We start from the raw sequence: 26037 nt of genomic DNA, 5'->3' as shown, positions 1-26037 counted from the left end.
AAAAGAATAGTTTACAGCCAGTTTTTTATGAAAAACACAACATTTTTACATTTAATACAAAAATAAAAATGGCTTTCCAAAAACTGAGAAGCCCATTACAATAGTAAAATATATTTTTATAAAATTATTCCAAAAACTTAATATTCCTTCTCAAACCATCAAACTTAGTTCTCTTAACCGGAGAATTTTTAAAAACCAAACGAAAAGTTTCCTCTGTGATTTCAATCCAGTCTTTTTTTGAAAAAGAAAGCAACTCATGATTTGCATTAAACAAAGGTTCTGAATGCGGTTTGGAAAAACGATTCCAGGGACAAACATCCTGACAGGTATCACAACCAAACATCCATTCATCAAATTTACCTTTCATTTCGTATGGAATATTTTCTTTGAGTTCAATCGTATAATATGAGATGCATTTACTTCCGTCTACTACATAAGGTGCGACTATTGCCTGTGTTGGACACGCATCAATACAGGCTGTACATGAGCCGCAATGATCCGTTACTGCATGATCGTATTCTAAATCTAAATCCAGAATAAGTTCAGCAATAAAATAAAACGAACCTACTTTTTGAGTTAATAAATTACTGTTTTTGCCAATCCAGCCCAAACCGCTTTTTGCAGCCCATGCCCTGTCTAAAACAGGAGCCGAATCTACAAATGCGCGTCCCGAAACATCACCTATGTTTTCCTGAATTGTATGAAGAAATTCTTTTAATTTTTCTTTAATAACAAAATGATAATCCTGACCATAAGCATATTTTGAAATCTTGAAGCTTTCATTATTCTGAACTTCAGAAGGGTAATAATTTAGCAAAAGCGAAACTACACTTTTTGCGTCATCAACCAATAATGTCGGATCTAAACGCTTATCAAAATGGTTTTCCATATAGGCCATTTGACCATTTTGATTGTTTTTTAGCCATTTTTCCAAACGAGGAGCCTCTTCTTCAAGAAATCCTGCTTTAGAAATTCCACAGGAAATGAACCCAAGTCGTTTTGCTTCTGATTTAATAAATTTCGAATATGTCTCTTTAGAATTAATGGTCATCTTTTAGAGAATGTAACTTCAGCACCAACTGGCTTTAAAGTTATTAACGGGTTAAATTGGATGTCAGCTTTGGTTGATTTAATCTTATACTTTTTTACAATATAAGAAAGTGTCAGGCACATTTCATAAATAGCAAATCCTGTCCCAATACACATTCTCGGACCGGCTCCAAAAGGATAAAAATATTGCAATGACTTCTTTTTTTGTTCACCAAGAAAACGTTCAGGAATAAATTCATTCGGATTTTCCCAATATTTAGGATTACGATGCAGTTCGTAAAAAGAAACACCAATCAATGTTCCTTTTTTAATATTAAAATGTAGCAGGTTATCATCTTCTACATTCTCCCTGTCTGTAATCCAGGCGGGCGGATACAATCGCATAGACTCATTTAAAACTGCATTTATATAAGTCATTCTTTGAAGCTGCTCTACTATATTATCAGTCTCCGATTCAATTTTAATAATTTCATCAAATATTTTTTGCTGTACATCAGCATTATTTCCTAAAAGATGTAAGGTAAAAGTTAACGCATTAGCCGTTGTTTCATGTCCGGCAATAAAAAGTATTTTTATTTCATCTATTAATTGTTCTACAGACATTCCTTCACCACTATCCTCATAACGGGTTTCAAGGAGCATGTTCAGCAAATCATTAACTTCATTTTTTGAAGCAATTCTTTCTTCTATAATTCCCTGAATTATTTTATTGCTCTCATCAGCCAACTTGAGATGTTTTTTTACCTGGCCACTAATTGAAAACCACCATGCTTTATGAGGAAGTCTAATTTCTTTGATTAAAAAATTTTGGACTTCTTCAATAATGAATTTTATACGATTTAATTTAGTATCAGTTGAAAATTGAAACAATGATTTAGCCACAACATTAAAAGCCAGCTCACTCATTACAGGAAAAAGATTAATTGTTTTGTCTTCAACTAAATCAACAAGTTCTGAACCAATTATTTTTTCCATGTTTTCAACCAGCTGATTCATTTTTTGCTTATGAAAAGCCGGCTGAATAAGTCTTCTTTGTTTTAACCAAAATTCACCATCAACAGTTAAAAGTCCTTTTCCTAAATATTTTGAAAGATATACAGACTGAAACTTTGATTTATGATAATTCTTTTGATTTTTCTGCAAAATATATTCGGCAATATCATTGTCTCTGGATAAAATGATATATTTTGATTTTCCAATTTTAATAGAAAACGAATCACCTAAAACATCAAAATATCTGTTGTGAAACGGAATAGGGTTTTTACGTATCCCTTCGGCATCCAAAAAAAATCTAAAAATTGAAAGCTTGTTTGGATAATTATATCTTTTATTCTCAGACATTGGACAATAAATTAAAACAATCCTCCCTGAATATTCGTATTTATTTTCCCTAAGTGCTTATAAGCTTTATCAGTAACTTCACGCCCGCGAGGAGTACGCATAATAAAACCTTCCTGAATCAAAAATGGCTCATAAACTTCTTCAATTGTTTCACTGCTTTCAGAAACTGCAGTTGCCAAGGTTGAAAGACCAACAGGTCCGCCTTTAAATTTGTTTATAATAGTCAACAAAATCTTGTTATCCATCTCGTCAAGGCCATGAGCGTCAACATTTAGTGCTCTCAAGGCATATCTTGAAATTTCTAAGTCGATAGTACCGTTCCCTTTTATCTGTGCAAAATCACGTACACGACGCAATAATGCATTTGCAATACGAGGCGTACCACGACTGCGTCCCGCAATTTCTATTGCTGCTTCAAGATCGATAGGCATTTTTAAAATAGAAGCACTTCTTTCTACAATTGTCGTTAAAAGCTCTGTAGTATAGTATTGCAAACGGGAAGATATTCCGAAACGGGCACGCATTGGTGCTGTCAATAATCCTGAACGTGTAGTCGCTCCGATCAAGGTAAAAGGGTTTAAATTGATTTGGACCGTTCTGGCATTAGGGCCGGATTCAATCATGATATCAATCTTGAAATCCTCCATAGCAGAATATAAATATTCTTCAACAATAGGACTCAAACGATGAATTTCATCAATGAATAATACATCCCGTTCATCGAGATTTGTCAACAAACCTGCTAAATCCCCCGGCTTATCCAAAACAGGACCCGAAGTAATTTTGATTCCAACTTCAAGTTCATTTGCCAAAATATTAGCCAGAGTCGTTTTTCCAAGTCCGGGAGGGCCATGAAAAAGCGCATGATCAAGTGCTTCTCCACGCTGATTAGCGGCAGCAACAAAAACCTTTAAATTTTCTAAAACCTGGTCTTGTCCGGCAAAATCATCAAATGACAGCGGACGCAATCTTTTTTCAAGATCTAACTCTTCTGGGTTGTATCCTTTTGTGGTAGGATCTAGATTCTCATTCATTTTACAAAGATAGACAAAGTAATCAGTTTGTAAAACAGTAAAACTTCTGAGATAAAACTTTTACAAAAACAAAAAGACCATCATTTCTGATGGTCTTTTAAAATATTTTTAGTGGTGTAAAACTTCTTCACCTTCTTTCATCGGTACATTTTGAGGAACAAAATCTACATCATGATTTGGGTTACTGTAGTCATACGGCCAACGATATACGTGAGGAATTTCTCCTGGCCAGTTTCCGTGAATATGTTCAACTGGAGTTGTCCACTCTAAAGTTGTTGATTTCCATGGATTCTGAACCGCCTTCTTACCGTAGAAAATACTGCTAAAGAAGTTGTATAAAAATACTAATTGGAACGCACCTCCTACAAGAGCAAATGTTGTAATCAAAACATTCACATTTTGTAAATCATCAAATAATGGGAAATTTGTGTTAGTATAATAACGTCTTGGTAGACCAGCTAATCCAATAAAGTGCATTGGGAAGAATACTCCATAAGCACAAACTGCTGTTACCCAAAAGTGAATGTAACCTAAGTTTTTATTCAACATTCTTCCGTACATTTTAGGAAACCAGTGGTAAATACCAGCAAACATTCCGTAAAGTGCAGAAATCCCCATTACCAAGTGAAAGTGTGCAATTACAAAGTAAGTATCGTGAACGTTAATATCAAGAGTACTATCTCCTAAAATGATCCCTGTTAAACCTCCAGTAATGAAAGTTGAAACCATTCCAATAGAGAATAACATTGCAGGATTAAATTGTAAGTTACCTTTCCATAAAGTAGTAATCCAGTTAAATGCTTTTACAGCAGATGGAATTGCAATCAATAAAGTCGTAAAAGTAAACACAGATCCTAAGAAAGGATTCATTCCTGAAAGGAACATATGGTGCCCCCATACAATAGTTGATAAGAATGCAATTGCAAGAACAGACATAATCATCGCTCTGTAACCGAAGATTGGTTTACGAGAGTTCGTAGCCATAATTTCAGAAACAAGACCCATTGCAGGTAAAATTACGATATAAACTTCAGGGTGACCTAAGAACCAGAATAAATGCTCAAATAAAACTGGCGACCCACCTTGATAATGAAGAACTTCACCAGCAATATAGATATCAGATAAAAAGAATGAAGTACCAAAACTTCTATCAAAAATCAATAATAAAGCCGCAGATAATAAAACCGGGAATGAAATAACACCAATAATAGCTGTTACGAAAAATGTCCAGATTGTAAGTGGAAGTCTGGTCATGGACATTCCTTTAGTTCTTAAATTAATTACAGTAACAATGTAATTCAATGATCCCATTAAAGAAGATGCGATGAAAATTGCCATTGAAACCAACCACAAAGTCATCCCTGCTCCAGATCCTGGAATCGCTTGTGGCAAAGCACTTAATGGAGGATAAATTGTCCAACCTGCAGAAGCTGGTCCAGCTTCAACAAATAAAGAACATAACATTACTACAGCAGATAAGAAAAACAACCAGTATGAAATCATATTCATAAATCCAGAAGCCATGTCTCTTGCTCCAATTTGAAGTGGAATAAGTAAATTACTGAAAGTTCCACTCAAACCAGCTGTCAGTACAAAGAATACCATTATGGTCCCATGAATTGTAACTAAAGCTAAATAAATATCGTTTGCCATTACACCATCAGGTGCAAATTTATCTCCTAATAAAACATTGAATATTTTAAAAGACTCTTCCGGCCAAGCCAATTGCATTCTGAAAAGCAAGGACATTGCAATACCAATTACTCCCATAACAATACCAGTTATTAAGTATTGTTTAGCAATCATTTTGTGGTCAATACTAAAGATATATTTAGTAATGAACGTGTCTTTATGATGATGTTCGTGCTCGTGATGATCGTGTCCGTGATCGTGATCGTGCGCTTCTGCTGACATATATGTGTACTTTAAATTTCTTAATAAATTATTTCATCGCAACTTTAGCTACAGCTGCCTTCACAGTATCAACAACCGCTTTAACAGTATCTATAACCTTAGAAGAACTATCTCCAGCTGGTGCAGTTCCTTCAGCTGGCTTTTCAGCAGCTTTAGCAGCAGCGATATCCTGAGCTAAAGTAGTTTTTTCACTTAACCATTTTTTGTAATCTTCTGGAGTATCAACCACAACTTTCATTTGCATGTTGTAGTGAGAAGCTCCACAAATTTTATTACATAATAACAAATAATCAAATGTATAAGGATCCAAAGCAGTTCCTCCTTTAGCAACTAACTCAACACTTTTTTCAGCTCTAAGTTTATTAATATGAGCGACTTTTTCTTTCATGAAATCTAGCTCTCTATACTCCGCAGTTGTATAAGTTGGAACAAATGCAAACTCAGTAACCATACCTGGAACACAGTTCATCTGAGCTCTAAAGTGAGGGAAATAAGCTGAATGCAAAACGTCTTGGGAACGCATTTTAAAATGAACTTTTTTACCTTTAGGAATATGTAATTCCGTAACTACAATGTCATCCTCAGAGTTTTTATCAGACATATCAACACCTAAAGTATTAACTCCTTCAATCAAACGAACATTGGCTTTACCTAATGTATTATCATTTCCGGCATATCTTGCTGTCCATTTAAATTGTTGAGCATATAACTCAATTTCGACTACATCCTCATCTTTGTCAACAAACATAATATTATTCCATGCATACAATCCGTAAAGAATTAGAATTGCTAAAACGACAGAAGGGATAATACTCCAAATTGCTTCTAACTTATTACTATCAGCAAAAAACAAGGCTTTTTTATCTTTGTTCCCTTTATATTTAAAAGAAAACCAATATAGCAATCCCTGAGTAATAACCTGAACTGTAAAAATTAATACCCAAGTAATATTCATTAAATTATCTACTAAAAGACCATGCTCTGAAGCAGGAGTATGAAGTGCCAAATTACCCCATTTTAGTAAACCATAAATCGTGAAGATATATATGAAAGCTAAAAAACCAAACATGATATATCCCTGAACATTGTTATCATTATCAGATGCAACCTGAGAATCGTCCGAAGAAGATCCTACCTGAGTAAGATCAAATATCTTGGTCAATTGCCATAACGCAACTGCTAATAAAACTAAAACTATAATTACCAACAAACTTGTCATCTGTTTATTTCTTTAAATATTAATAATGAAAATGTTTACTTTCTTCTATGAAAGGATTTCTTTTTGCTAACAGAGGAGATTTACTCAAAGCAGTAAACACTATGAAAATAAACAAACCTAAGAAGAAAAGAATAGATGCAATTTCAGGGACTCCAATAAACCATCTGTCACCAACAGTACCAGGCATAATCATATTAAAAAAGTCAACATAATGTCCTAATAAAATAACAATACCAGCCATAACAATAACCCAGTTAAGACGTTTGAAATCAGTATTGATTAATATCAATAATGGAAAAACAAAATTCATAACTACTGCACCAAAGAAAGGCAGATTATATAATTGAATTCTTGTTACGAAATAAGTTACCTCTTCAGGAATATTTGCGTACCAGATCAGCATAAACTGAGAGAACCATAAATAAGTCCAGAATACACTAATACCAAACATAAATTTAGCCAAATCGTGAATATGGCTTGTATTTACATATTCTAAGTATCCTTTAGATTTTAAGTAAACTGTAACTAATGCGATTGCTGTAATACCGCTTACAAAGAAAGAAGCAAATACATACCAACCGAATAAAGTACTAAACCAATGAGGATCAAAAGACATAATCCAGTCCCAAGACATAATTGATTCAGAAACGATGAAGAACACTAAGAATCCAGCTGATAATTTAAAGTTCTTTTTATAGTAAAAATCATCATTAGCTTCATCCTGAGCTAAACAGTTTTTTCTGGAAAAGTAACGGTATAAATTCCATCCTGCTAAAAAGATTGCTGCTCTTACAATCCAAAATGGAAAGTTTAAATAGCCAGATTTACCAGCTATAATTGCATCATAATTCTCATGTGAAGGATCAGTAATTCCTTCACTTAACCATACAAAAATGTGATTAAAATGTAATCCACAAAGAACCAGAATAATAAAGAAAATAATAGAACCTGCTGGTAAATAAGCCGTGATACCCTGCATAACTCTAAACAATACAGGAGACCATCCAGCCTGAGAAACTTGCTGAATAGCATAAAATGCTAAAACTCCCATAGAAAGTAATAAGAAGAAAATACAAGCAACATACAAAGCAGACCATGGCTTATTTTGTAATTGGTGCAGAACATGCTCAGCATGCGCTTTAGGATCATGTCCATGAGAAACTTCTTGGTGTTTTTCTGCTTTAACTTCATGGTTAGTAACTGCGGCTTCGTGAGCCTCTTTAGTTTTTACTTCATGAACTGTATCAGCATTTGCAACAACTGAATCTTTATTTACGGCAATTGCAGAATGAGTCTCTACAGCTTGCTCATGGTGAGCAATTTCTTCATCTTTTTCTTCATGAATAACTTCTGTTTTTTCTTCATGATGTATTGCTGCATCTTCATGATGTCCGCCACCATGTTCTGATGCTTCTTTTTTGAGAAGAGTCTCTACCTCTTCAATATTTTTAGGAGCGTTTAAAAAACCATATCCGATACCTAATATGCCAACGGCCATTAGGATTATAGAAAAAGTTTTTAATTTACTTGAAAATGTGTACATATCTATTACGATCAGTTTGTTCAACAATTATAATTGGCTTTTTAGTTTTAGAACATAGTCAGCAACTAACCAACGTTCGTGGGCACTTAATTGATTTGCATGTGAACCCATTGCGTTTAAACCATAAGTTTCAACATGAAAGATACTACCCTCAGTGATTTCTCTGTCTTTATAACTAGGTACTCCAAGAAATTTTTCTCTTTCAACTAATTTACCTTTACCGTTTCCAGTAGCCCCATGACAACTGATACAATAAATTTCAAAAAGCTCTTTTCCTTTTTCAGAATTTCTTTCCTCTATACTCAAAGGAGATTTTAAATTAGCCTTAGCCAATTCGTAACCTGCAGTTGAATTTTCGTATTCATAGGGTTCAAAACCCCTGTTAATAGTTCCTTCTACAGGAAGCTGTCCTTCTTTTCCCCCTTTGAATACTTTTGACTCAGCATAAGGCTCATATGCTACAGACTCATACATATTTGGGAAATACTGATAGTTTGGTGCCGAATTATTGTGGCAAGATGAAACTAAAATAGTTATACCAACTAAAAGTGTTATTTTATATATCCTTTTCATAGCTACGATTAATTCTTTTCAATTACTTTAACTTCAACAGCTCCAGTTCCTTCAAAGAAAGAAACAAGTTCTGCTTCGTTATCATTTACAACAACCTCCATTAAAAAATGGTCATCTGTTGTTCTTACATCAGGATTTTCAGCTTCTTTAAATGGCCATAATCTACTTCTCATATAAAAAGTAATTACCATCAAGTGTGCGGCAAAAAACACAGTCATTTCAAACATAATAGGCACAAAAGACGGCATGTTCTGAATGAAACTGAAACTTGGTTTTCCACCAATATCCTGTGGCCAGTCATGAATCATGATATAACTCATCATAAATGTTGCAACAGAAATACCAACACATCCGTATAGGAAAGCACAAATTGCTAATCTTGTTGGTGGTAAACCCATAGCTTTATCCAATCCGTGAACCGGAAATGGAGTAAAAACTTCCTCAATATGATGATGAGCAGCTCTTGTTTTCTTTACTGCGTCCATCAATATATCATCGTCATTATAAATGGCGTATATTACTTTATTACTCATGGTGTGAATCTTTATGTGCTGCTCTTTCTCTAATGTAATTATCTCCTGTTCCTTTCAAAATTGTTTTTACCTCTGCCTGAGCAATTACAGGAAATGTTCTGGAGTATAATAAAAACAATACAAAGAAGAAACCAATTGTACCAATGAAAATTCCAATATCAACAAATGTTGGTGAGAACATTGTCCAAGAAGATGGAAGGTAATCTCTATGTAAAGAAGTAACAATAATTACAAATCTTTCAAACCACATTCCGATATTTACTACAATCGAAATAACAAATGAAAACATGATACTTGTTCTTAGTTTTTTGAACCACATGAACTGAGGAGAGAAAACATTACAAGTCATCATCGCCCAATATGCCCACCAGTAAGGTCCAGTAGCTCTGTTTAAGAATGCATATTGCTCATATTCTACGCCTGAGTACCAAGCCACAAATAACTCGGTGATGTAAGCCACACCAACAATAGAGCCAGTAATCATAATAATGATATTCATTAACTCGATATGCTGCAATGTAATGTATGCTTCAAGGTTAGAAACTTTTCTCATAACGATTAACAATGTATTTACCATTGCAAATCCAGAGAAAACCGCTCCAGCAACGAAGTAAGGAGGGAAAATCGTTGTATGCCATCCTGGAATTACAGAAGTAGCAAAGTCCATGGATACAATCGTGTGTACAGAAAGCACAAGTGGAGTTGCCAAACCAGCTAAGACTAAAGATACTTCTTCAAAACGCTGCCAATCTTTAGCCCTACCGCTCCATCCGAAACTTAAGATAGAATAGACTCTTTTATTAAAAGGCGTTATAGCTCTATCACGAAGCATTGCAAAGTCTGGCAATAAACCAGTCCACCAGAAAACCAATGATACTGAAAGATAAGTTGAAATTGCGAATACGTCCCAAAGTAATGGTGAGTTAAAGTTTACCCATAGTGATCCAAATTGATTTGGAATAGGTAATACCCAATATGCTAGCCATGGACGTCCCATGTGAATAATTGGAAATAAACCTGCCTGTACTACAGAGAAAATGGTCATAGCTTCCGCAGAACGATTAATAGCCATTCTCCAACGCTGACGAAAAAGTAATAATACTGCAGAAATTAATGTTCCGGCGTGACCAATACCTACCCACCAAACGAAGTTTGTGATATCCCAAGCCCAACCAACTGTTTTATTTAATCCCCATGTTCCGATACCGGTAGATACGGTGTAAATTATACAACCTAACCCCCAAAGGAAGGCTACTAATGCGATTGTAAACACAATCCACCATTGTTTATTTGCAGGTCCTTCGACAGGCGCTGCCACATCTACAGTTACATCATGATATGATTTATCACCTATAACTAAAGGTTTTCTAATGGGTGCTTCGTAATGAGACGACATAATCCTTTATATTGTTTCTTAATTAATAATTTTACTAAGTATTTCTAACTTTTACATGATAGAAAACGTTTGGTTTTGTACCAACATGCTCTAATAAATGATAAGCTCTTTCGCTTTCAGCTAATTTAGCAACCGCACTTTCTTTATCATTTACATCCCCAAATACCATTGCTCCAGAAGAACAAGCAGCAGAACAAGCACAAGCATTGTTAAACTCATCTTTTGCTACTTCTCTGCCTTGACGTTTAGCTTCAAGAATTACAGCCTGAGTACTCTGGATACAGAAAGAACATTTTTCCATAACTCCACGTGAACGAACGTTAACGTCTGGATTTAATACCATACGACCTAAATCGTCATTCATATGATAATCGAATTCACTGTTTTTGTTGTACAAGAACCAGTTGAAACGACGTACTTTATAAGGACAGTTGTTTGCACAGTAACGAGTACCAACACATCTGTTATAAGCCATGTGGTTTTGCCCCTGACGACCGTGAGATGTTGCTGCAACAGGACAAACTGTTTCACAAGGTGCGTGGTTACAGTGTTGACACATTACAGGCTGGAATGCTACTTGTGGATTTTCACCTGGGTTTTCCATTTCATTAAATGTAGATAATGAGCTAGACAAACCTGCAATTCCTTCTTTTCTTTCGTTATCTCCTTCAAAAGTACTTTCAGAAGAATAATATCTATCGATACGCAACCAATGCATATCACGGCTTCTTCTTACCTCTGCTTTACCAACAACTGGAACGTTGTTTTCTGCGTGACACGCAATAACACAAGCTCCACATCCTGTACAAGCATTTAAGTCGATTGAAAGGTTAAAGTGATGACCAGTAGTACGATCAAACGATTCCCATAAATCAACAGTAGTAGCTTCTACCTCTTGGTGATCTAAAGATACCATTGGTTTTTCGTTCCAATGCTCAGCATTCTCTTTATTAAATACATCTAATGTAGTTTCTTTGATGATATCACCTCTTCCCATTAACGTTTTCTGGCCTTGAACACAAGCAAACTCATGTTCTCCAGCAGCTTTCGCTATAGAAACAGATTGAACACCATTAAAACCTTTATATAAAGCGTAAGCGTTTAAACCTACTTGCATTTCTTCTTTTAATGAAGCTTTACGGCCATAACCTAAAGCTAAACCTAAAGTCCCGACCGCTTGTCCTGGTTGAACAATTACAGGAACGTTTTCCAGCTTAACTCCGTCAACAGTAATTGTAGCATAATTTCCATTTAATCCTCCATTTGCCACAATTGGGTTTGAAAAATCAAATTTCTTAGCATCTGCATTTGAAATTGTTAAGTAGTTATCCCAGGAAACTCTTGTTATTGGATCCGGGAATTCTTGCAACCAAGGGTTATTTGCATGTTGTCCGTCCCCTAAACCTGTTTTAGTGTATAATACTAATTCGTATTCACCAGCAGCTTTAGATTTTGAAACTGCATTTGCAGCAGCAGCAGCATCGATTGAACCTCCGGTTAGTGGAGTTGATCCCACTACATAAACACCATCATGCAATACTTTGTTCCAAGAAGAACCTGCAGTAAATACAGCAGAATTAGCTTTTAGATAATCATAAAAAGTAACAGCTGCACCATTTAATGACAATAAAACATCTTGAAATTGTTTAGTATTAAAGATAGGACGAATAGTTGGTTGTGTTAAACTATACGTTCCTTTTGTGATTTCAACATCCCCCCAAGACTCTAAATAGTGAGGGGCTGGAGCAGCAACAGTAACAATCGATGCTGTTTCATCTTCTTTTAATGAAAAAGCAACAGACATTTTAGCTTTTTTCAATCCTGAAACAAATGCAGCAGAATCTGCTAACGTGTAAACAGGATTAACTCCGCTCATAATTAAAGTATGAACACTTCCTGCATTCAAATCTTTAATCAACTGAGAAACCACAGCATTAGAACCTTTTCTAATCTGTCTTGTTCCTGCAGTAGTAAAAGCCTCACTAGCCAACGCCTGGTTGATAGCCAAAACTAATAATTGAGCATTTTTATCTTCAATTCCAGATACTAAAACTCCACTTGAACCAGCAGCTTTAAGCTGTTGAGCAGCTTTAACTACTTCAGCTTTAAACTTGCCATCCAAAGAAACAGGAACAGAAGCACCTACAACAATATTATAAATCTGAACTAAAGCCTGTTTTTGATCAGCTGTAGTCATAGGAACACGCTTATCAGCAGCAGCTCCTGATAATGTCATATTAGATTCAAACTGAAAGTGACGCGACATTTTTCCTTGTTGAGGAATACGTCTTTGTGCATATCCTGCATCGTATCCACCTCCTTGCCAGTCTCCTAAGAAATCAGCACCAACAGACACAATTAAAGATGATTTAGAAAAATCATAATCTACCAACGCCCTTTCACCATACGCAGCTTCAAAAGCATCTAAAGCTTCAGATGAAGAAACTGCATCATAAATCACATGCTTAGCATTTGGATTTTTAGCAATAAACTCAGAGATTAATTTTTCTGTAGATGGACTCGCCAAAGTATTCGTTAGTAATACAACCTGAGCACCTTTAGCTTTTGCATCAGCTAAACTTGATTTTATCTTTAAATCAACTGCAGACCAAGTAGAATCTTTTCCATCTACTTTTGGCTCTTTCAAACGAGTACTATCATACAGCCCTAATATAGAAGCATGAATTCTAGCGTTCGCAGAAAATTTGGCTCCTGCAATTGTATTGTTTTCAATTTTAATTGGACGACCCTCACGAGTTTTAACCAAAAGATTAGCAAAATCAAAACCATCAAAAACCGTTGTTGCATAATAATCCGCAACACCAGGAATGATTTGTTCTGGTTGTAAAACATAAGGTATCGATTTGTGAACAGGACCTTCGCAGGCAGCTAAAGTAACAGCCGCAGTACTAAATCCTACGTACTTTAAAAAGTCACGACGTGAAGTTCCGGAAGATGCTAAAGCATCTGCGTTCCCTAAGAATTCATCAGTAGGAATTTCTTCAACAAATTCGTTATTTCTAAGCGCCTCAACAATAGAACTATTTTCTAGTTCCTCAACACTTTTCCAGTATTTTTTGTTTGATGACATTGTATATAAATATTAAAATCTTAATAATTCGATTAATAGTGGCATTTACCGCATTCTAAACCTCCCATTTGCGCTGCAGTTAATTTCTCTACACCGTATTTTTTAGAAAGTTCAGCATGAATTTTATCATAATATGCATTTCCTTCCATCTTAACATCAGTTTTTCTATGGCAATCAACACACCATCCCATTGTTAATTTAGAATATTGCTTCATGATTTCAAATTCTTGTACTGGTCCGTGACAAGTTTGACATTCAATACCAGCAACAGAAACGTGTTGTGAGTGATTGAAGTAAACAAAGTCTGGCAAGTTATGAATACGAACCCATTTTACAGGCTTTGTTTTTCCGGTATAAACCTGTTTAGTCTTGTCCCATCCAACAGCATCATATAATTTTTGAATCTCACCATCATAAAATGCTTTACTATACTCAGCTGTAGCTGTAGTTTCAGCAACTTCAGAAATATTTTTATGACAGTTCATACAAACATTTAAAGAAGGAATACCTGCTGTTTTACTTACACGTGCAGCAGAGTGACAGTATTTACAATTTATTTCGTTATCACCAGCGTGAATTTTGTGAGAGTAATGAATTGGCTGAATTGGCTCATAATTTTGATCTACACCAACCTGCATTAAATACCCATAAACAAAATAACCACTTGCCAAAAGTAAAAAAATAGAAGTTACCAAAACCAAGAACTGATTTTGAACAAAAGCTTTCCAGATTGGAGTTCTGGCCTCTTTTGGAGCTACTTCAATACCATTTTTATTTGCTACTTTAGTTAATACTTTGTTCACCATAAACAACATTACAACCAAAATAGCCATTACTAGAGCAAGAGCCCCTAGAATAATATTATTAGAGATCCCACTTCCTTCAGCCTGAGGACCTGTCGGCAACACAGCAGCACCAGCAGCAGGCTCAGCTTTTACTTCAGAAGTATAAGCAAGAATATTATCAATATCAGCTTCAGATAATTGAGGAAAAGAAGTCATTACAGACTTATTATTTTCTTCAAAAAGTTTCACTGCAACAGGATCACCTGACTTAATCATGTCAGAACTGTTATGCACCCATTTATAAAGCCATGCTTTATCATGCTTATCAGCAACACCTCGTAAAGCAGGACCAGTTGATTTAGCATCTAATTTGTGACATGCAGCGCAATTTGCATTAAAAAGTTCTTTCCCTTTTACCGGATCACCCCCACCTGTTGCAGCCGGAGCAGCAGCAACTTCTGTAGCAGCAGCCGGAGTAGCCGCAGCAGGGTCTTGAGCAAATGAAGTTAGGGAGAAAATCAGCGTTAGCGATAAGCTAAACAGCAATTTTCTTGAGATCGAATTATGGTTACCCACCTTTTTCATATAGTATAAAATTATCTACTAATTCTTTGGTATGATTTTTTCTGTAAACATTCAGTAAAAACCTGATACCTTTTTTTAAAAACTTGCACAAAAATACAATATAAGAACTATTCTCAAAACCTTAAAATAGTCTTAAATATCAATTTATATCAATTCTAAATAATAAGAACATTTCATCAATAAACTTTAAATACTACTTTTGTATAAAAACAATCAGATTATGAGAATTTTAACCCCTTCGGAAAAGATATTATTAACATTAACAATGTTTACCTGTACGTACAACATTAATGCCCAAGACCAAAATATTACATTAAATCAAGACCCAAAATTTGAACAATTATTGAATGATAAACGTAAAATTAACACGTCAATTAGTACCAACGACACCTATAAAATTCAAATATTTAGTGGAAAAAGCGAAGATGCAAAAAAAACATTATCCGGTTTTAAAAGAGAATTCAGCACACTGGATGGTACCATAATTTTCAATACTCCAAACTATAAGGTTATAGTTGGGAATTTTAAAACAAGAATTGAAGCTGAAAGAAATCTAGAAGAAATTAGAAAAAAGTACAAAAGTGTATTTCTTGTCAAACCTAACAAATAAGATTTTAGACCATATCTATATAAATAATTATTTCAGAATATAATCCAAAAAGAAAGTTGTTTCAAAATAAATGAAACAACTTTCTTTTTTTTTATAAACACGAGAACTCAAACAGGCAACACAATAATCTTTTTTCAGCTTCACAAACCAACTATCGGATGTATGCCTAAATTATTATTTAAGCAAGAATAAGTTGATTTTACTTCAAAGTTATACAAAAAAAAAGCCTCAATTTTCATTGAGACTTTTAATATTGAACACTATTTCAATTTCTTTTTAATTGCAACTTCATGGTACGCTTCAATAACATCTCTTTCTTCAATATCATTAAAACCTTTAATCTGAATACCACAATCATAACCTTTGGTTACTTCTTTTACATCATCTTTAAAGCGTTTTAACGCAACCAATTCGCCAGTATGCACAACAACACCTTCTCGAATAACCCTAATCTTAGAAGCTCTTAAAATCTTACCATCCGTTACCATACATCCAGCAATTGAACCAACTTTAGAAATTTTGAAAATCTCACGAATTTCTGCAGTTCCAAGCACTTCTTCTTTCATTTCAGGTGCCAGCATTCCTTCCATCGCATCTTTTAAGTCATCGATAGCCGCATAGATAATAGAATAGTAACGAATGTCAATTTCTTCTTTATCTGCAAGCTGTCTTGCATTTCCGGCAGGACGAACGTTAAACCCGATGATAATCGCATCTGATGCAGAAGCTAAATTAACATCTGTTTCAGTAATCGCTCCAACCCCTTTATGTATAATATTAATTTGAACTTCTTCTGTAGAAAGTTTAGAGAACGAATCAGACAATGCTTCAACAGATCCGTCAACATCACCTTTAAGAATAACATTTAATTCTTTAAACTGACCAAGAGCAATACGACGCCCAATCTCATCAAGTGTAATATGTCTTTGTGTACGTACAGATTGTTCACGCATTAACTGAGAACGTTTAGAGGCAATTTGTTTTGCTTCTTTTTCATCTTCAAATACATTGAATTTATCTCCAGCAGTAGCTGCTCCATCTAAACCTAAAACAGATACCGGAGTCGACGGACCTGCTTCTTTTACATTATGTCCACGCTCATCATGCATCGCTTTAATCTTACCATGATGCTTTCCTGCTAACATATAATCTCCAATTTTCAAAGTACCTTGCTGTACTAAAATTGTAGAGACATAACCTTTTCCTTTATCTAAGAAAGCCTCAACAACAGTTCCCTGCGCAGCTTTGTTCGGATTAGCTTTTAAATCAAGAATTTCAGCTTCTAATAAAACTTTCTCTAATAATTCTTTTACTCCTGTCCCCACTTTCGCAGAAATATCATGTGACTGAATTTTTCCACCCCAGTCTTCAACTAGTAAATTCATCCCTGCCAAACGCTCTTTAATCTTCTCAACGTTAGCATTTGGTTTATCAATTTTATTTATTGCAAATATAATTGGCACACCCGCAGCTTGTGCATGAGAAATTGCTTCTTTTGTTTGTGGCATGATATCATCATCGGCTGCTACAACAATTATAGCAATATCGGTAACCTGAGCACCACGTGCACGCATCGCGGTAAAAGCCTCGTGACCTGGCGTATCTAAAAATGCGATTTTTTGACCATTATCCAAAGTAACTCCATAAGCCCCAATGTGCTGCGTAATACCTCCGGACTCACCAGCAATAACATTTTCTTTACGAATATAATCCAGTAAAGATGTTTTACCGTGATCGACATGTCCCATTACAGTAACAATCGGTGCCCTAACTACTAAATCTTCTTCTTTATCTTCTACAATCTCAATAGCTTCTTCTATATCAACTGTAATAAACTCAACTTCATAACCAAACTCATCAGCCACGATAGTTAAAGTTTCTGCATCCAAACGCTGGTTCATCGTTACCATAATACCCAGAGACATGCAGGTTCCAATTACCTTAGTAATCGGCACATCCATCATAATTGCAATTTCGCCTACAGTAACAAACTCAGTAACTTTTATGGTTTTACTTCCTTCGTCAAGAGCTCTTTGTTCCTCATCAGATTTCTGACGATGCGTATCTCTTTTGTCTCTTCTGTATTTAGCTGCTTTTGATTTTCCGCCTTTACCCTGTAGTTTTTCAAGAGTTTCTCTAATTTGGTTTTTCACTTCCTCTTCAGTAGGCTCCACCTTAGCAATTATAGCAGGACGATTTCCTTTTACAAAACCAGGTCGAGCACTTCTATTGGCATTAAAACCACCAGTATTTGGCGTAATTTTATTAGATCCTGGCGCCCCCTGTACATTACCCGCAGCCGGTTTTTGCAATCCAGGAGTACCAGTGCCAGGTTTAGGAGCAATCCTTTTACGCTTATTTTTATTAGCATTATTATTTGCGCCCGGAGCACCCGGTTTATTTGGCATTATTTTTGGATCTTCTTTCTTTTTCTTTGGCTTATTGAATTGAGACAAATCAATAGTCTGACCAGTAAGAGTTGTTCCAGATAATTTTTGGTATTGTGTAGTAATAGTCTCTTCTGAAGTTTCAGGATCAGTTGCAATAACAGGTTCCTGTGCTGTTTTAGAGGTTTCTGCTTTTATTTCTTTTTTCTCAGTAATAACAGGTTCTTCTACTTTGTCTTGAGGTAAAGGAGCTTCAGATTTAACTTCCTCTTTTGGTATTAATTTTTCGGTTTCTGGCTGAACAACTTTAGGCTCCTCAACTTTCACTTTTGCCGGCCCCTCTGAAGGAATTTGAACCGCAGCAGGTTTTTTTGGATTCAAATCAATTTTACCCACCTGAACAGGTCCTGTCACAACAGCTTTTGCTTTTATAATTTCCTGTTGTTTTTGACGTTCCTCGTCTTGTCTGCGTTTGTCTTCAATTTCTTTCTCACGTTCTACACGCAATGCTTCTTTTTCCTTTCTTTTCTCTTCCCCTACTTCTTTAGAAGCCTCTTTATTCCCCTTATCGCCCGCAAATTGGCTTTGCAGGATATTAAATTCACTGTCAGAAATTTTAGCATTCGGATTTGCATCAATAGCAATTCCCTTATCTTTTAGATAATCAACAGCTCTTTCTAACGAAATATTTAATTCCCTTAAAACCTTGTTTATTCTTATTACTCTCTCTTCAGACATATAACCTTTTTATTATTACCTTTTTCGTTTGTGTTGTTAGAGCAGATACTCAGCTGTTTCTAGCTATCAAACTCTTCTTTTAGTATTTTCATAACATCTAGAATAGTTTCCTCTTCCAGATCTGTTCTTCTTACTAAGTCTTCTACATCGTGTTTCAAGATACTTTTTGCAGTATCTAAACCTATTTTAGCAAACTCTTCAATTACCCATTCTTCGATTTCATCAGAAAACTCAGTTAATTCAACGTCATCTTCATCTGCAACCGTACCTGCAACATCACCCTCACGAATAACATCTAATTCATAACCTGTTAACTGACCTGCTAATTTAATATTATGACCTCCTCTACCAATTGCTTTAGAAACTTCTTCTAATTTCAAGAAAACTTCAGCTCTTTTATTTTCTTCATCAATTTTAACTGAAGAAACTTTTGCAGGGCTTAATGCTCTTGTAATAAACAACTGAATATTGTTTGTGTAGTTGATTACGTCAATATTTTCATTTCCTAACTCACGAACTATTCCATGAATACGAGACCCTTTCATACCAACACAAGCTCCAACCGGATCAATTCTGTCATCATAAGAATCTACAGCTACTTTTGCTTTTTCACCTGGAATACGAACTACATTTTTAACCGTAATTAATCCATCGAAAACTTCTGGGATTTCCTGCTCAAACAATTTCTCTAAAAACTTCTCAGAAGTTCTGGACATAATAATTTGAGGCTTATTTCCCTTTAATTCAACACTTTCAATTATACCACGAACATTATCTCCTTTACGGAAAAAATCAGACGGAATTTGTTTTTCTTTTGGAAGTACAATCTCATTTCCTTCGTCATCTACCAAAATTACAACTCTTGGCCTTACATGATGCACTTCTGCAGTATAAATATCACCAATAATATCTTTAAATTGTTTGTAAAGATTTGTATTATCGTGTTCGTGAATTTTCGATATTAAGTTTTGACGCAAGGCCAAAATAGCTCTTCTTCCTAAATCAATCAATTTAACTTCTTCAGAAACCTCCTCACCAATTTCAAAATCCGCTTCAATCATTCTGGCTTCTGTCAGGGTAATTTCTTCGTTCTCAAAATCAAGATCTTCGTCAGCAACGATTACTCTTCTTCTCCAAATTTCCATATCTCCCTTATCAGGATTTATAATAATGTCGAAGTTATCATCAGAACCGTATTTTTTCTTCAATGCATTTCTAAACACGTCTTCTAAAATTGCCATAAGCGTTACACGATCAATAAGTTTATTATCTTTAAACTCTGAGAATGAATCGATTAATGCTAAATTTTCCATGCGAATTCTTTAAATTAAAATGTTACTGTAACAATTGCCTCTTTAATTTCTGTATAAGGTATTTGCTGCTCTTTTTGAACTGTTTCCTTTCCTTTTCCTATTTTCTTCGGTTCTCTTGCTTCCCAAGACAAAATTATAAAAACATCGTTAGCTTCAACCAATTCTGCTTCAATTTTTTCACTATTTGTAGTAACAATCAATGTTCTACCAATATTTTTCTTGTATTGTCTTGTAAATTTCAGTGGCGAACCTACTCCAACAGATGCTACTTCAAGAGAGAAATCCTGTTCTTCACGATCAAGATTATTCTCGATTGCACGACTAATATCAATACAATCCTGAAGCGCCACTCCATTATCCCCATCTAAACCCACACTAATTTTAAAAGAATCAGAAATACTCAAATCAATCAAAAAGATTGAAGGTCTTTCTAAAAGGGCTTCTGTGATTAATGCGTTTACTTTTTCTTTAAATGTCATAATTTTATAAAAAGAGGGGACACTTAGTCCCCTCATTATTTAGATTTTAATAAATAACGGTGCAAATATAGTGTTTTTTTTATAAATCAAATAATTAGATTGCTCTAATAATATTTCTTATCTTTATAAGAGCATTAAAATAACGGATTATTCAAATAATTTAACCTCAAAAATTATGAAACGAATTTTAGTCCCTACTGACTTCTCAGAACATGCTGAAGACGCCTTAAAAGTCGCAGCACAAATTGCACGAAAACACAATTCAGAGATTATCCTGGTTCATATGCTGGAACTACCAAGCCAAATGAACGATGCAATTACAGGCGGAGCGAGTATTCCTGAAACAATGTTGTTTATGAAAAAAGCTAATGAAATGCTGGACAAAACTACTGAAAAACCCTACCTTCAAGACATCTCCGTAACTGAAATCTTAAAAATTGATAAAACAATTCATGGGATTTCGCAAGTCAGCAAAGAAAACAATATTGATTTAATTATAATGGGATCTCACGGCTCTTCAGGTGTTCAGGAATTATTAATTGGATCTAATACTGAAAAAGTGGTTAGAAATTCTGACATTCCGGTTTTGGTTATTAAAAAAGACATTTCAGATTTTAATGCATCTAATATCGTTTTTGCTTCAGATTTCACAGAAGAATCAAAAAAACCATTTGAAAAACTATTAAACTTCACTGAATTCTTTGATTCAAAAATACATCTTGTTACAATTTGCACCCCCAACAGTTTCAAACCAACTCATGTTATTGAAAAAGCAATGAAAGATTTTGTAAACGAATTTAGTCTGACGAATTATTCTACACATATATATAATGACACCAATATAGAAAAAGGAATTATTAATTTTTCAAACAGCATCAATGCCGATATCATCGGAATGTGCACTCATGGCAGAACAGGCTTTGCCCACTTTTTTAACGGCAGCATTAGTGAAGGCCTTGTGAATCATACTGCAAGACCCGTTATAACATTTAAAATTTAAAAATAGAATAAAAACCAGAAATCAATTTTGTGTTAAAATGGAATTCTGGTTTTTATTTAGATTTTCTCGTTGACTCCCTTTCTTTTAATTTTGTTTTAATAACAATTGTTTCATAAGCAGAACTTTCCCCTTCTTCTTCTTCCAGTCTTGAAATTAATCGTTTAGCAGCAACTTCACCAATCTCAATTCCGTGCTGGCTTACAGTTGTCAGACTTGGAGATAAACGCCTTGATGCTAAAATCCCATCAGCAAATCCTATTATTGAAATATCTTCAGGAACATTAAATCCTTTCTTTAAACTCACCCTCAAAGCAGCAACTGAATCATTTTCATCCAAAGCAAAAATCCCGTCAATTTTATGATCGAAAATTGCTTCGATTTTACTTTTCATCTCTTCTTCTGAATTCGCACGAAGAATTATTTTTTCGTTTACCGGGATATCATTTTCCTTTAAAGCTTTCAGATACCCATCAGCTCTAAGTTTTCCAACACTCAAATTATCTACTGAAGAAATTAAAGCAATATTTTTACATCCTAAATTAATCAGGTGCTGTGTTGAATTTAAAGCCGAATCAAAATCATCAACTACAACTTTATCACATTCAACTCCATCAGCAATCCTGTCAAACATTACAATTGGAGTACCATCATTGATGATTTCAGAAAAATGACTGTATTCTTCCAAATTCTGAGCTTCTTGTGAAACAGAAAGAATAAATCCGTCAATAGTCCCGTTACTTAGCATTTCAAGTGTATGAACTTCTTTCTCTAAGGATTCGTTCGAAATACATGTAATTACATTATATCCTTTTTTGTCTGCTACTTTTTCAATACCACTAAAAACCTTTGCAAAAAAAGAGTTCAATATATTAGGTATAATTACACCTATTGTTTTGGTTTTACGATTCTTTAAATTCAGACCAATAACATTTGGCTTATAATTTTTGAGTTTGGCATACTCTTTAATTTTCACCTTTGTTTGCTCACTAATTTCAGGACTATCGTTTAATGCCTTAGAAACAGTTGATACAGAAACACCAAGTTCTTTTGCTATTTGTTTTAAAGTTGCTTTAGCTTTCATTCTATCATAATTTATGGAATTAGTACAAATATAGTGGAATTAGTGAAATCACAACAAAATTCACCTGAGAGTACATTAAAATTTTAGCATCTACTCCTTATTTTAAAGAAATTATAAAGAAAACAAACTTGTCGACATAACCGATATATCTATAAAGGGTATTTTTTACAAGCTCATCGACAAACCTTCTCCGCTTAATATTGCAGAGATGGCTTTTTATTGTTTTGAATAAAAATTAGCAGCTGAAAATCAGCAGTTAAAATAATCTTTTAAGGTATTTGGTTTTAAAATAATTAATTGTACTTTTGCATCCCCTTTATTGGGGATGGAATGTTTAATTAAAATAATATTATGGACGCATTAAGCTACAAAACAGTTTCAGCAAACAAAGCCACCGTAACTAAAGAGTGGATTGTTGTTGACGCTGAAGGTCATAACTTAGGACGTCTTGCTTCAAAGGTTGCTATGATCTTGAGAGGTAAGTACAAACCAAGTTACACACCGCACGTTGACTGTGGAGATAACGTAATTGTTATCAACTCAGAAAAAATTAACCTTACAGGTACAAAAATGAATGACAAAATTTACATGCGTCATACAGGTTACCCAGGAGGACAAAGAACTTTAACTGCTAAAGTATTGCAAGCTAAAAACCCTGCATTATTAGTAGAAAAAGCTGTAAAAGGTATGCTACCTAAAAACAAGTTAGGAGCTGAACTTTTTAGAAATCTAAATGTTGTTGTAGGTGCTGAGCATACTCACGGAGCTCAAAAACCTAGAACTGTTAACCTAAATGATCTTAAGTAATGGGAGTTATTCACAAAATCGGTAGAAGAAAAACCGCTGTTGCACGTGTATACGTTTCTGAAGGAACTGGAAACATCACTGTAAACAAAAAAGAATTCGCAACTTACTTTCCAACTGCAACTTTACAATATAAAGTATTACAACCGCTTTCTATGACAGAAAACGCTGGTAACTTTGACGTAAAAGTTAACGTTTACGGAGGTGGTACAACTGGTCAGGCAGAAGCTGTAAGAATGGCATTAGCACGTGTAATGTGTGAAGTTAACGCTGAAAACAGAGGAATCCTTAAACCAGAAGGTTTATTAACAAGAGACCCAAGAATGGTTGAACGTAAGAAATTCGGTCAGAAGAAAGCTCGTAAGAGATTCCAGTTCTCTAAACGTTAATATTACCTGTCTTGTTGATATAGAAACAAGACATTATCAATTATTTATTGAAATTAAAAAACACAGTTATTGTTGCTCTCCTATCGAGGTAGGATATAGTTTAGCATCTAAATGTATAAAGCCTGAGAAATCGCCATTTATACATTGCTAATCAACAGAACGTAAACTAGTACAAAAATGGCAAACAAAATAGAAGTAAAAGAATTACTAGAAGCAGGTGTTCACTTCGGACACATGACTAGAAAATGGGATCCAAACATGGCTCCTTACATTTATATGGAGCGTAATGGTATTCACATTATCAATCTATATAAAACTGCAGCTAAAATCGAAGAAGCTAACGAAGCTTTGAAAAAAATTGCTGCATCAGGTAGAAAAATCTTATTCGTAGCTACCAAAAAACAAGCAAAAGACATCGTTGCCGACAAAGCAAAAGCCGCAAACATGCCTTACATTACTGAAAGATGGCCAGGTGGAATGCTAACTAACTTCGTAACTATCAGAAAGGCAGTTAAAAAAATGTCTTCTATTGATAAAATGAAGAAAGACGGTACTTTCAACACACTTTCTAAAAAAGAGCGTTTACAAGTTGATCGTCTACGTGCTAAATTAGAGAAAAACTTAGGTTCAATCGCTGATATGTCCAGACTACCTGCAGCATTGTTCGTAGTAGATATCAAAGCTGAACACATCGCAATAAAAGAAGCTCAAAAATTAAACATTCCAGTTTTTGCAATGGTTGACACGAATTCTGACCCAAGAGAGGTTGATTACGTGATTCCTGCAAATGATGACGCTTCTAAATCAATTGACAAAATTTTATCTTTAGTAACTACTGCTGTAATCGAAGGTCTTTCTGACAGAGGTGCTGAAAAAGAAACTGAAGTTGCTGCTGAAGAAGAAGCCGCTCCTGCTGTTGAAGCTGAAGCTGCTCCTGCAACTGAAGAATAAATCAATTTTAAATTCCAAATTTTAAATTCCAAAATCCAAGACAAAATTAAAAACGTTATGTTGATAATTTATTAAAATTGGAGTTTGGGATTTAAAAGCTGGAATTTTTACTTTTAAAAACATTAAAACTTAAAATATTATGGCAACAATTACTGCTGCAGACGTAAATAAATTAAGACAATCTACAGGTGCCGGAATGATGGACTGTAAAAAAGCTTTAGTTGAAGCTGAAGGAGATTTCGATAAAGCGATACAAATCCTTAGAGAAAAAGGACAAAAAGTTGCTGCTAACCGTTCTGACCGTGAGTCTTCTGAAGGAGCTGCTGTTTCTTTTATCAATGCAGACAACACTAAAGGAGCTATTATCACTTTAAACTGTGAAACTGACTTCGTAGGTAAAAATGAAGCTTTCGTAACTTTAGCTAAAGATTTAGTTGAAAGAGCTATCAACTTCTCTACTAAAGAAGATTTCTTAGCTTCTGATTTCAACGGAATCACAGTTGCTGAGAAATTAATCGAGCAAACAGGTGTTATTGGTGAGAAAATCGAAATCGGTGGTTTTGAAATTTTAGAAGGTGCTTTCGTTGGATCTTATGTTCACGTTAACAAAATTGCTGCTTTAACAGCTATTTCTGCAAAAGTTGACAACGCTGAGACTTTAACTAAAGACATCTCTATGCAGGTTGCTTCTATGGGTGCTGATACATTATCATACAAAGATTTTGATCCTGCTTTTGTTGAATCTGAACTTGCTGCCCGTATTGCTGTAATCGAAAAAGATAATGAAGAAGCAAAACGTTTAGGAAAAACTTTAAAAAATGTTCCTAAATATATCTCTTTCTCTCAATTAACTCCTGAAGTTATCAAACAAGCTGAAGAAGATGCTAAAGCTGAATTAAAAGCTGAAGGTAAGCCAGAACAAATCTGGGATAAAATCCTTCCAGGAAAAGTACAGCGTTTTATCTCTGACAATACTACATTAGATCAGGAAAAAGCATTACTTGACCAAAATTTCATCAAAGATGACAGTAAAAAAGTGAGTGATTATGTTAAAGGATTCAACGTTGAAATCACTGGTTTCAAAAGAGTTACTTTAGGTTAATATATTTTTTTCAATATTAAAAAGTTCCGAATATTTAGTTATTCGGGGCTTTTTTTATTGACATGATTAAGGTTCTTTTCTTAATCAATTAATACAATGCCACAAAAAAGCCCGAATAT

At 34.6% G+C, this 26037-nt stretch carries 21 protein-coding genes; 6 read left to right on the top strand and 15 right to left on the bottom strand.

Features of this window, described 5'->3' with window-relative positions:
• Positions 1-124: 124 nt before the first annotated feature.
• The 11 genes from queG to GXM16_RS02535 all read right to left on the bottom strand — a co-directional run bounded on the left by queG (position 125) and on the right by GXM16_RS02535 (position 15064).
• Positions 125-1051, bottom strand: a complete 927-nt coding sequence (gene queG, locus GXM16_RS02585; RefSeq protein ID WP_163392429.1) for a tRNA epoxyqueuosine(34) reductase QueG — start codon at positions 1049-1051, stop codon at positions 125-127.
• A complete protein-coding gene (locus GXM16_RS02580) occupies positions 1048-2391 on the bottom strand; it encodes a cytochrome P450 (protein ID WP_163392427.1) in 1344 nt (447 codons plus the stop codon). Before GXM16_RS02580 ends, queG begins: the two co-directional genes overlap by 4 nt.
• An 11-nt stretch (positions 2392-2402) precedes the next feature.
• Positions 2403-3425, bottom strand: a complete 1023-nt coding sequence (gene ruvB / locus GXM16_RS02575; protein WP_163392425.1) for a Holliday junction branch migration DNA helicase RuvB — start codon at positions 3423-3425, stop codon at positions 2403-2405.
• 108 nt (positions 3426-3533) lie between these two features.
• Positions 3534-5339 carry a cytochrome c oxidase subunit I gene (locus GXM16_RS02570; RefSeq protein ID WP_163392423.1) on the bottom strand — a complete coding sequence of 602 codons (1806 nt, stop codon included), beginning with the start codon at positions 5337-5339 and terminating at the stop codon, positions 3534-3536.
• Between the two features lie 28 nt (positions 5340-5367).
• On the bottom strand, positions 5368-6558 hold the full coding sequence (locus tag GXM16_RS02565) for a cytochrome c oxidase subunit II (RefSeq protein WP_163392421.1): 1191 nt from the start codon (positions 6556-6558) through the stop codon (positions 5368-5370).
• A 19-nt stretch (positions 6559-6577) separates the two neighbouring features.
• Positions 6578-8101: a cation-translocating P-type ATPase gene (locus GXM16_RS02560; protein ID WP_163392419.1), complete on the bottom strand. Its 1524-nt coding sequence runs from the start codon at positions 8099-8101 to the stop codon at positions 6578-6580.
• A gap of 27 nt (positions 8102-8128) precedes the next feature.
• Complete coding sequence (locus GXM16_RS02555) at positions 8129-8674, bottom strand: c-type cytochrome (protein ID WP_163392417.1); 546 nt, start codon at positions 8672-8674, stop codon at positions 8129-8131.
• A gap of 8 nt (positions 8675-8682) precedes the next feature.
• Entirely contained in the window at positions 8683-9207 is a 525-nt protein-coding gene (locus tag GXM16_RS02550; RefSeq protein WP_163392415.1) for a DUF3341 domain-containing protein, read from the bottom strand.
• The gene (nrfD, locus tag GXM16_RS02545; protein ID WP_163392413.1) at positions 9200-10603 is read right to left on the bottom strand and encodes an NrfD/PsrC family molybdoenzyme membrane anchor subunit; all 1404 of its coding nucleotides are present in this window, start codon (positions 10601-10603) and stop codon (positions 9200-9202) included. The genes GXM16_RS02550 and nrfD overlap by 8 nt, the downstream gene beginning before the upstream one ends.
• 34 nt (positions 10604-10637) lie before the next feature.
• Positions 10638-13694 (bottom strand): TAT-variant-translocated molybdopterin oxidoreductase, encoded by a 3057-nt coding sequence (locus tag GXM16_RS02540; protein WP_163392411.1) that lies wholly within the window; start codon positions 13692-13694, stop codon positions 10638-10640.
• 32 nt (positions 13695-13726) lie between these two features.
• Positions 13727-15064 carry a c-type cytochrome gene (locus tag GXM16_RS02535; protein WP_163392409.1) on the bottom strand — a complete coding sequence of 446 codons (1338 nt, stop codon included), beginning with the start codon at positions 15062-15064 and terminating at the stop codon, positions 13727-13729.
• A 220-nt stretch (positions 15065-15284) separates the two neighbouring features.
• Here GXM16_RS02535 and GXM16_RS02530 point away from each other — a divergent pair, with 220 nt between their 5' ends.
• The gene (locus tag GXM16_RS02530) at positions 15285-15674 is read left to right on the top strand and encodes an SPOR domain-containing protein (RefSeq protein WP_163392407.1); all 390 of its coding nucleotides are present in this window, start codon (positions 15285-15287) and stop codon (positions 15672-15674) included.
• A gap of 260 nt (positions 15675-15934) precedes the next feature.
• Here the strand turns inward: GXM16_RS02530 and infB are convergent, their stop codons facing one another.
• From infB to rimP, 3 genes are read right to left on the bottom strand one after another with little or no spacing between them, the layout of a single operon-like run.
• Positions 15935-18799 carry a translation initiation factor IF-2 gene (gene infB / locus GXM16_RS02525; RefSeq protein WP_163392405.1) on the bottom strand — a complete coding sequence of 955 codons (2865 nt, stop codon included), beginning with the start codon at positions 18797-18799 and terminating at the stop codon, positions 15935-15937.
• A gap of 59 nt (positions 18800-18858) precedes the next feature.
• The gene (nusA, locus tag GXM16_RS02520) at positions 18859-20112 is read right to left on the bottom strand and encodes a transcription termination factor NusA (protein ID WP_163392403.1); all 1254 of its coding nucleotides are present in this window, start codon (positions 20110-20112) and stop codon (positions 18859-18861) included.
• Positions 20113-20126: 14 nt separating this feature from the next.
• A complete protein-coding gene (gene rimP / locus GXM16_RS02515; protein ID WP_167519848.1) occupies positions 20127-20591 on the bottom strand; it encodes a ribosome assembly cofactor RimP in 465 nt (154 codons plus the stop codon).
• Between the two features lie 175 nt (positions 20592-20766).
• Between rimP and GXM16_RS02510 the strand changes: the two genes are divergently transcribed.
• Entirely contained in the window at positions 20767-21591 is an 825-nt protein-coding gene (locus GXM16_RS02510; RefSeq protein WP_163392399.1) for a universal stress protein, read from the top strand.
• A 52-nt stretch (positions 21592-21643) separates the two neighbouring features.
• Here GXM16_RS02510 and GXM16_RS02505 read toward each other — a convergent pair whose 3' ends face one another.
• A complete protein-coding gene (locus tag GXM16_RS02505; protein ID WP_163392397.1) occupies positions 21644-22672 on the bottom strand; it encodes a LacI family DNA-binding transcriptional regulator in 1029 nt (342 codons plus the stop codon).
• A gap of 351 nt (positions 22673-23023) precedes the next feature.
• Between GXM16_RS02505 and rplM the strand changes: the two genes are divergently transcribed.
• The 4 genes from rplM (at position 23024) to tsf (ending at position 25918) form a co-directional block, all read left to right on the top strand.
• Positions 23024-23479 carry a 50S ribosomal protein L13 gene (gene rplM / locus GXM16_RS02500; RefSeq protein ID WP_163392396.1) on the top strand — a complete coding sequence of 152 codons (456 nt, stop codon included), beginning with the start codon at positions 23024-23026 and terminating at the stop codon, positions 23477-23479.
• Positions 23479-23865 carry a 30S ribosomal protein S9 gene (rpsI, locus tag GXM16_RS02495; protein WP_035645327.1) on the top strand — a complete coding sequence of 129 codons (387 nt, stop codon included), beginning with the start codon at positions 23479-23481 and terminating at the stop codon, positions 23863-23865. Before rplM ends, rpsI begins: the two co-directional genes overlap by 1 nt.
• Positions 23866-24042: 177 nt before the next feature.
• Positions 24043-24816, top strand: coding sequence for a 30S ribosomal protein S2 (gene rpsB, locus GXM16_RS02490; protein ID WP_163392394.1), 774 nt, complete (start codon positions 24043-24045; stop codon positions 24814-24816).
• Positions 24817-24955: 139 nt separating this feature from the next.
• Complete coding sequence (tsf, locus tag GXM16_RS02485; RefSeq protein ID WP_163392392.1) at positions 24956-25918, top strand: translation elongation factor Ts; 963 nt, start codon at positions 24956-24958, stop codon at positions 25916-25918.
• Positions 25919-26037: the final 119 nt, after the last annotated feature.

The organism is Flavobacterium limi (assembly GCF_010645075.1).
GTDB classification, from domain to species: Bacteria; Bacteroidota; Bacteroidia; order Flavobacteriales; family Flavobacteriaceae; genus Flavobacterium; species Flavobacterium limi.
This window is presented reverse-complemented; position numbering and strand designations above follow the sequence as displayed.

Excerpts from the sequence above, each read along its gene's own strand:
- GXM16_RS02565 (WP_163392421.1), bottom strand. The coding sequence starts at position 6,558 with ATGACAAGTTTGTTGGTAATTATAGTTTTAGTTTTATTAGCAGTTGCG.
- GXM16_RS02555 (WP_163392417.1), bottom strand. The coding sequence starts at position 8,674 with ATGAAAAGGATATATAAAATAACACTTTTAGTTGGTATAACTATTTTA.
- GXM16_RS02510 (WP_163392399.1), top strand. The coding sequence starts at position 20,767 with ATGAAACGAATTTTAGTCCCTACTGACTTCTCAGAACATGCTGAAGAC.
- rpsI (WP_035645327.1), top strand. The coding sequence starts at position 23,479 with ATGGGAGTTATTCACAAAATCGGTAGAAGAAAAACCGCTGTTGCACGT.
- infB (WP_163392405.1), bottom strand. The coding sequence starts at position 18,799 with ATGTCTGAAGAGAGAGTAATAAGAATAAACAAGGTTTTAAGGGAATTA.
- GXM16_RS02580 (WP_163392427.1), bottom strand. The coding sequence starts at position 2,391 with ATGTCTGAGAATAAAAGATATAATTATCCAAACAAGCTTTCAATTTTT.
- rpsB (WP_163392394.1), top strand. The coding sequence starts at position 24,043 with ATGGCAAACAAAATAGAAGTAAAAGAATTACTAGAAGCAGGTGTTCAC.
- GXM16_RS02560 (WP_163392419.1), bottom strand. The coding sequence starts at position 8,101 with ATGTACACATTTTCAAGTAAATTAAAAACTTTTTCTATAATCCTAATG.
- ruvB (WP_163392425.1), bottom strand. The coding sequence starts at position 3,425 with ATGAATGAGAATCTAGATCCTACCACAAAAGGATACAACCCAGAAGAG.
- nusA (WP_163392403.1), bottom strand. The coding sequence starts at position 20,112 with ATGGAAAATTTAGCATTAATCGATTCATTCTCAGAGTTTAAAGATAAT.
- GXM16_RS02550 (WP_163392415.1), bottom strand. The coding sequence starts at position 9,207 with ATGAGTAATAAAGTAATATACGCCATTTATAATGACGATGATATATTG.
- queG (WP_163392429.1), bottom strand. The coding sequence starts at position 1,051 with ATGACCATTAATTCTAAAGAGACATATTCGAAATTTATTAAATCAGAA.
- rplM (WP_163392396.1), top strand. The coding sequence starts at position 23,024 with ATGGACGCATTAAGCTACAAAACAGTTTCAGCAAACAAAGCCACCGTA.
- rimP (WP_167519848.1), bottom strand. The coding sequence starts at position 20,591 with ATGACATTTAAAGAAAAAGTAAACGCATTAATCACAGAAGCCCTTTTA.
- GXM16_RS02570 (WP_163392423.1), bottom strand. The coding sequence starts at position 5,339 with ATGTCAGCAGAAGCGCACGATCACGATCACGGACACGATCATCACGAG.
- GXM16_RS02505 (WP_163392397.1), bottom strand. The coding sequence starts at position 22,672 with ATGAAAGCTAAAGCAACTTTAAAACAAATAGCAAAAGAACTTGGTGTT.
- nrfD (WP_163392413.1), bottom strand. The coding sequence starts at position 10,603 with ATGTCGTCTCATTACGAAGCACCCATTAGAAAACCTTTAGTTATAGGT.
- tsf (WP_163392392.1), top strand. The coding sequence starts at position 24,956 with ATGGCAACAATTACTGCTGCAGACGTAAATAAATTAAGACAATCTACA.
- GXM16_RS02530 (WP_163392407.1), top strand. The coding sequence starts at position 15,285 with ATGAGAATTTTAACCCCTTCGGAAAAGATATTATTAACATTAACAATG.
- GXM16_RS02535 (WP_163392409.1), bottom strand. The coding sequence starts at position 15,064 with ATGAAAAAGGTGGGTAACCATAATTCGATCTCAAGAAAATTGCTGTTT.
- GXM16_RS02540 (WP_163392411.1), bottom strand. The coding sequence starts at position 13,694 with ATGTCATCAAACAAAAAATACTGGAAAAGTGTTGAGGAACTAGAAAAT.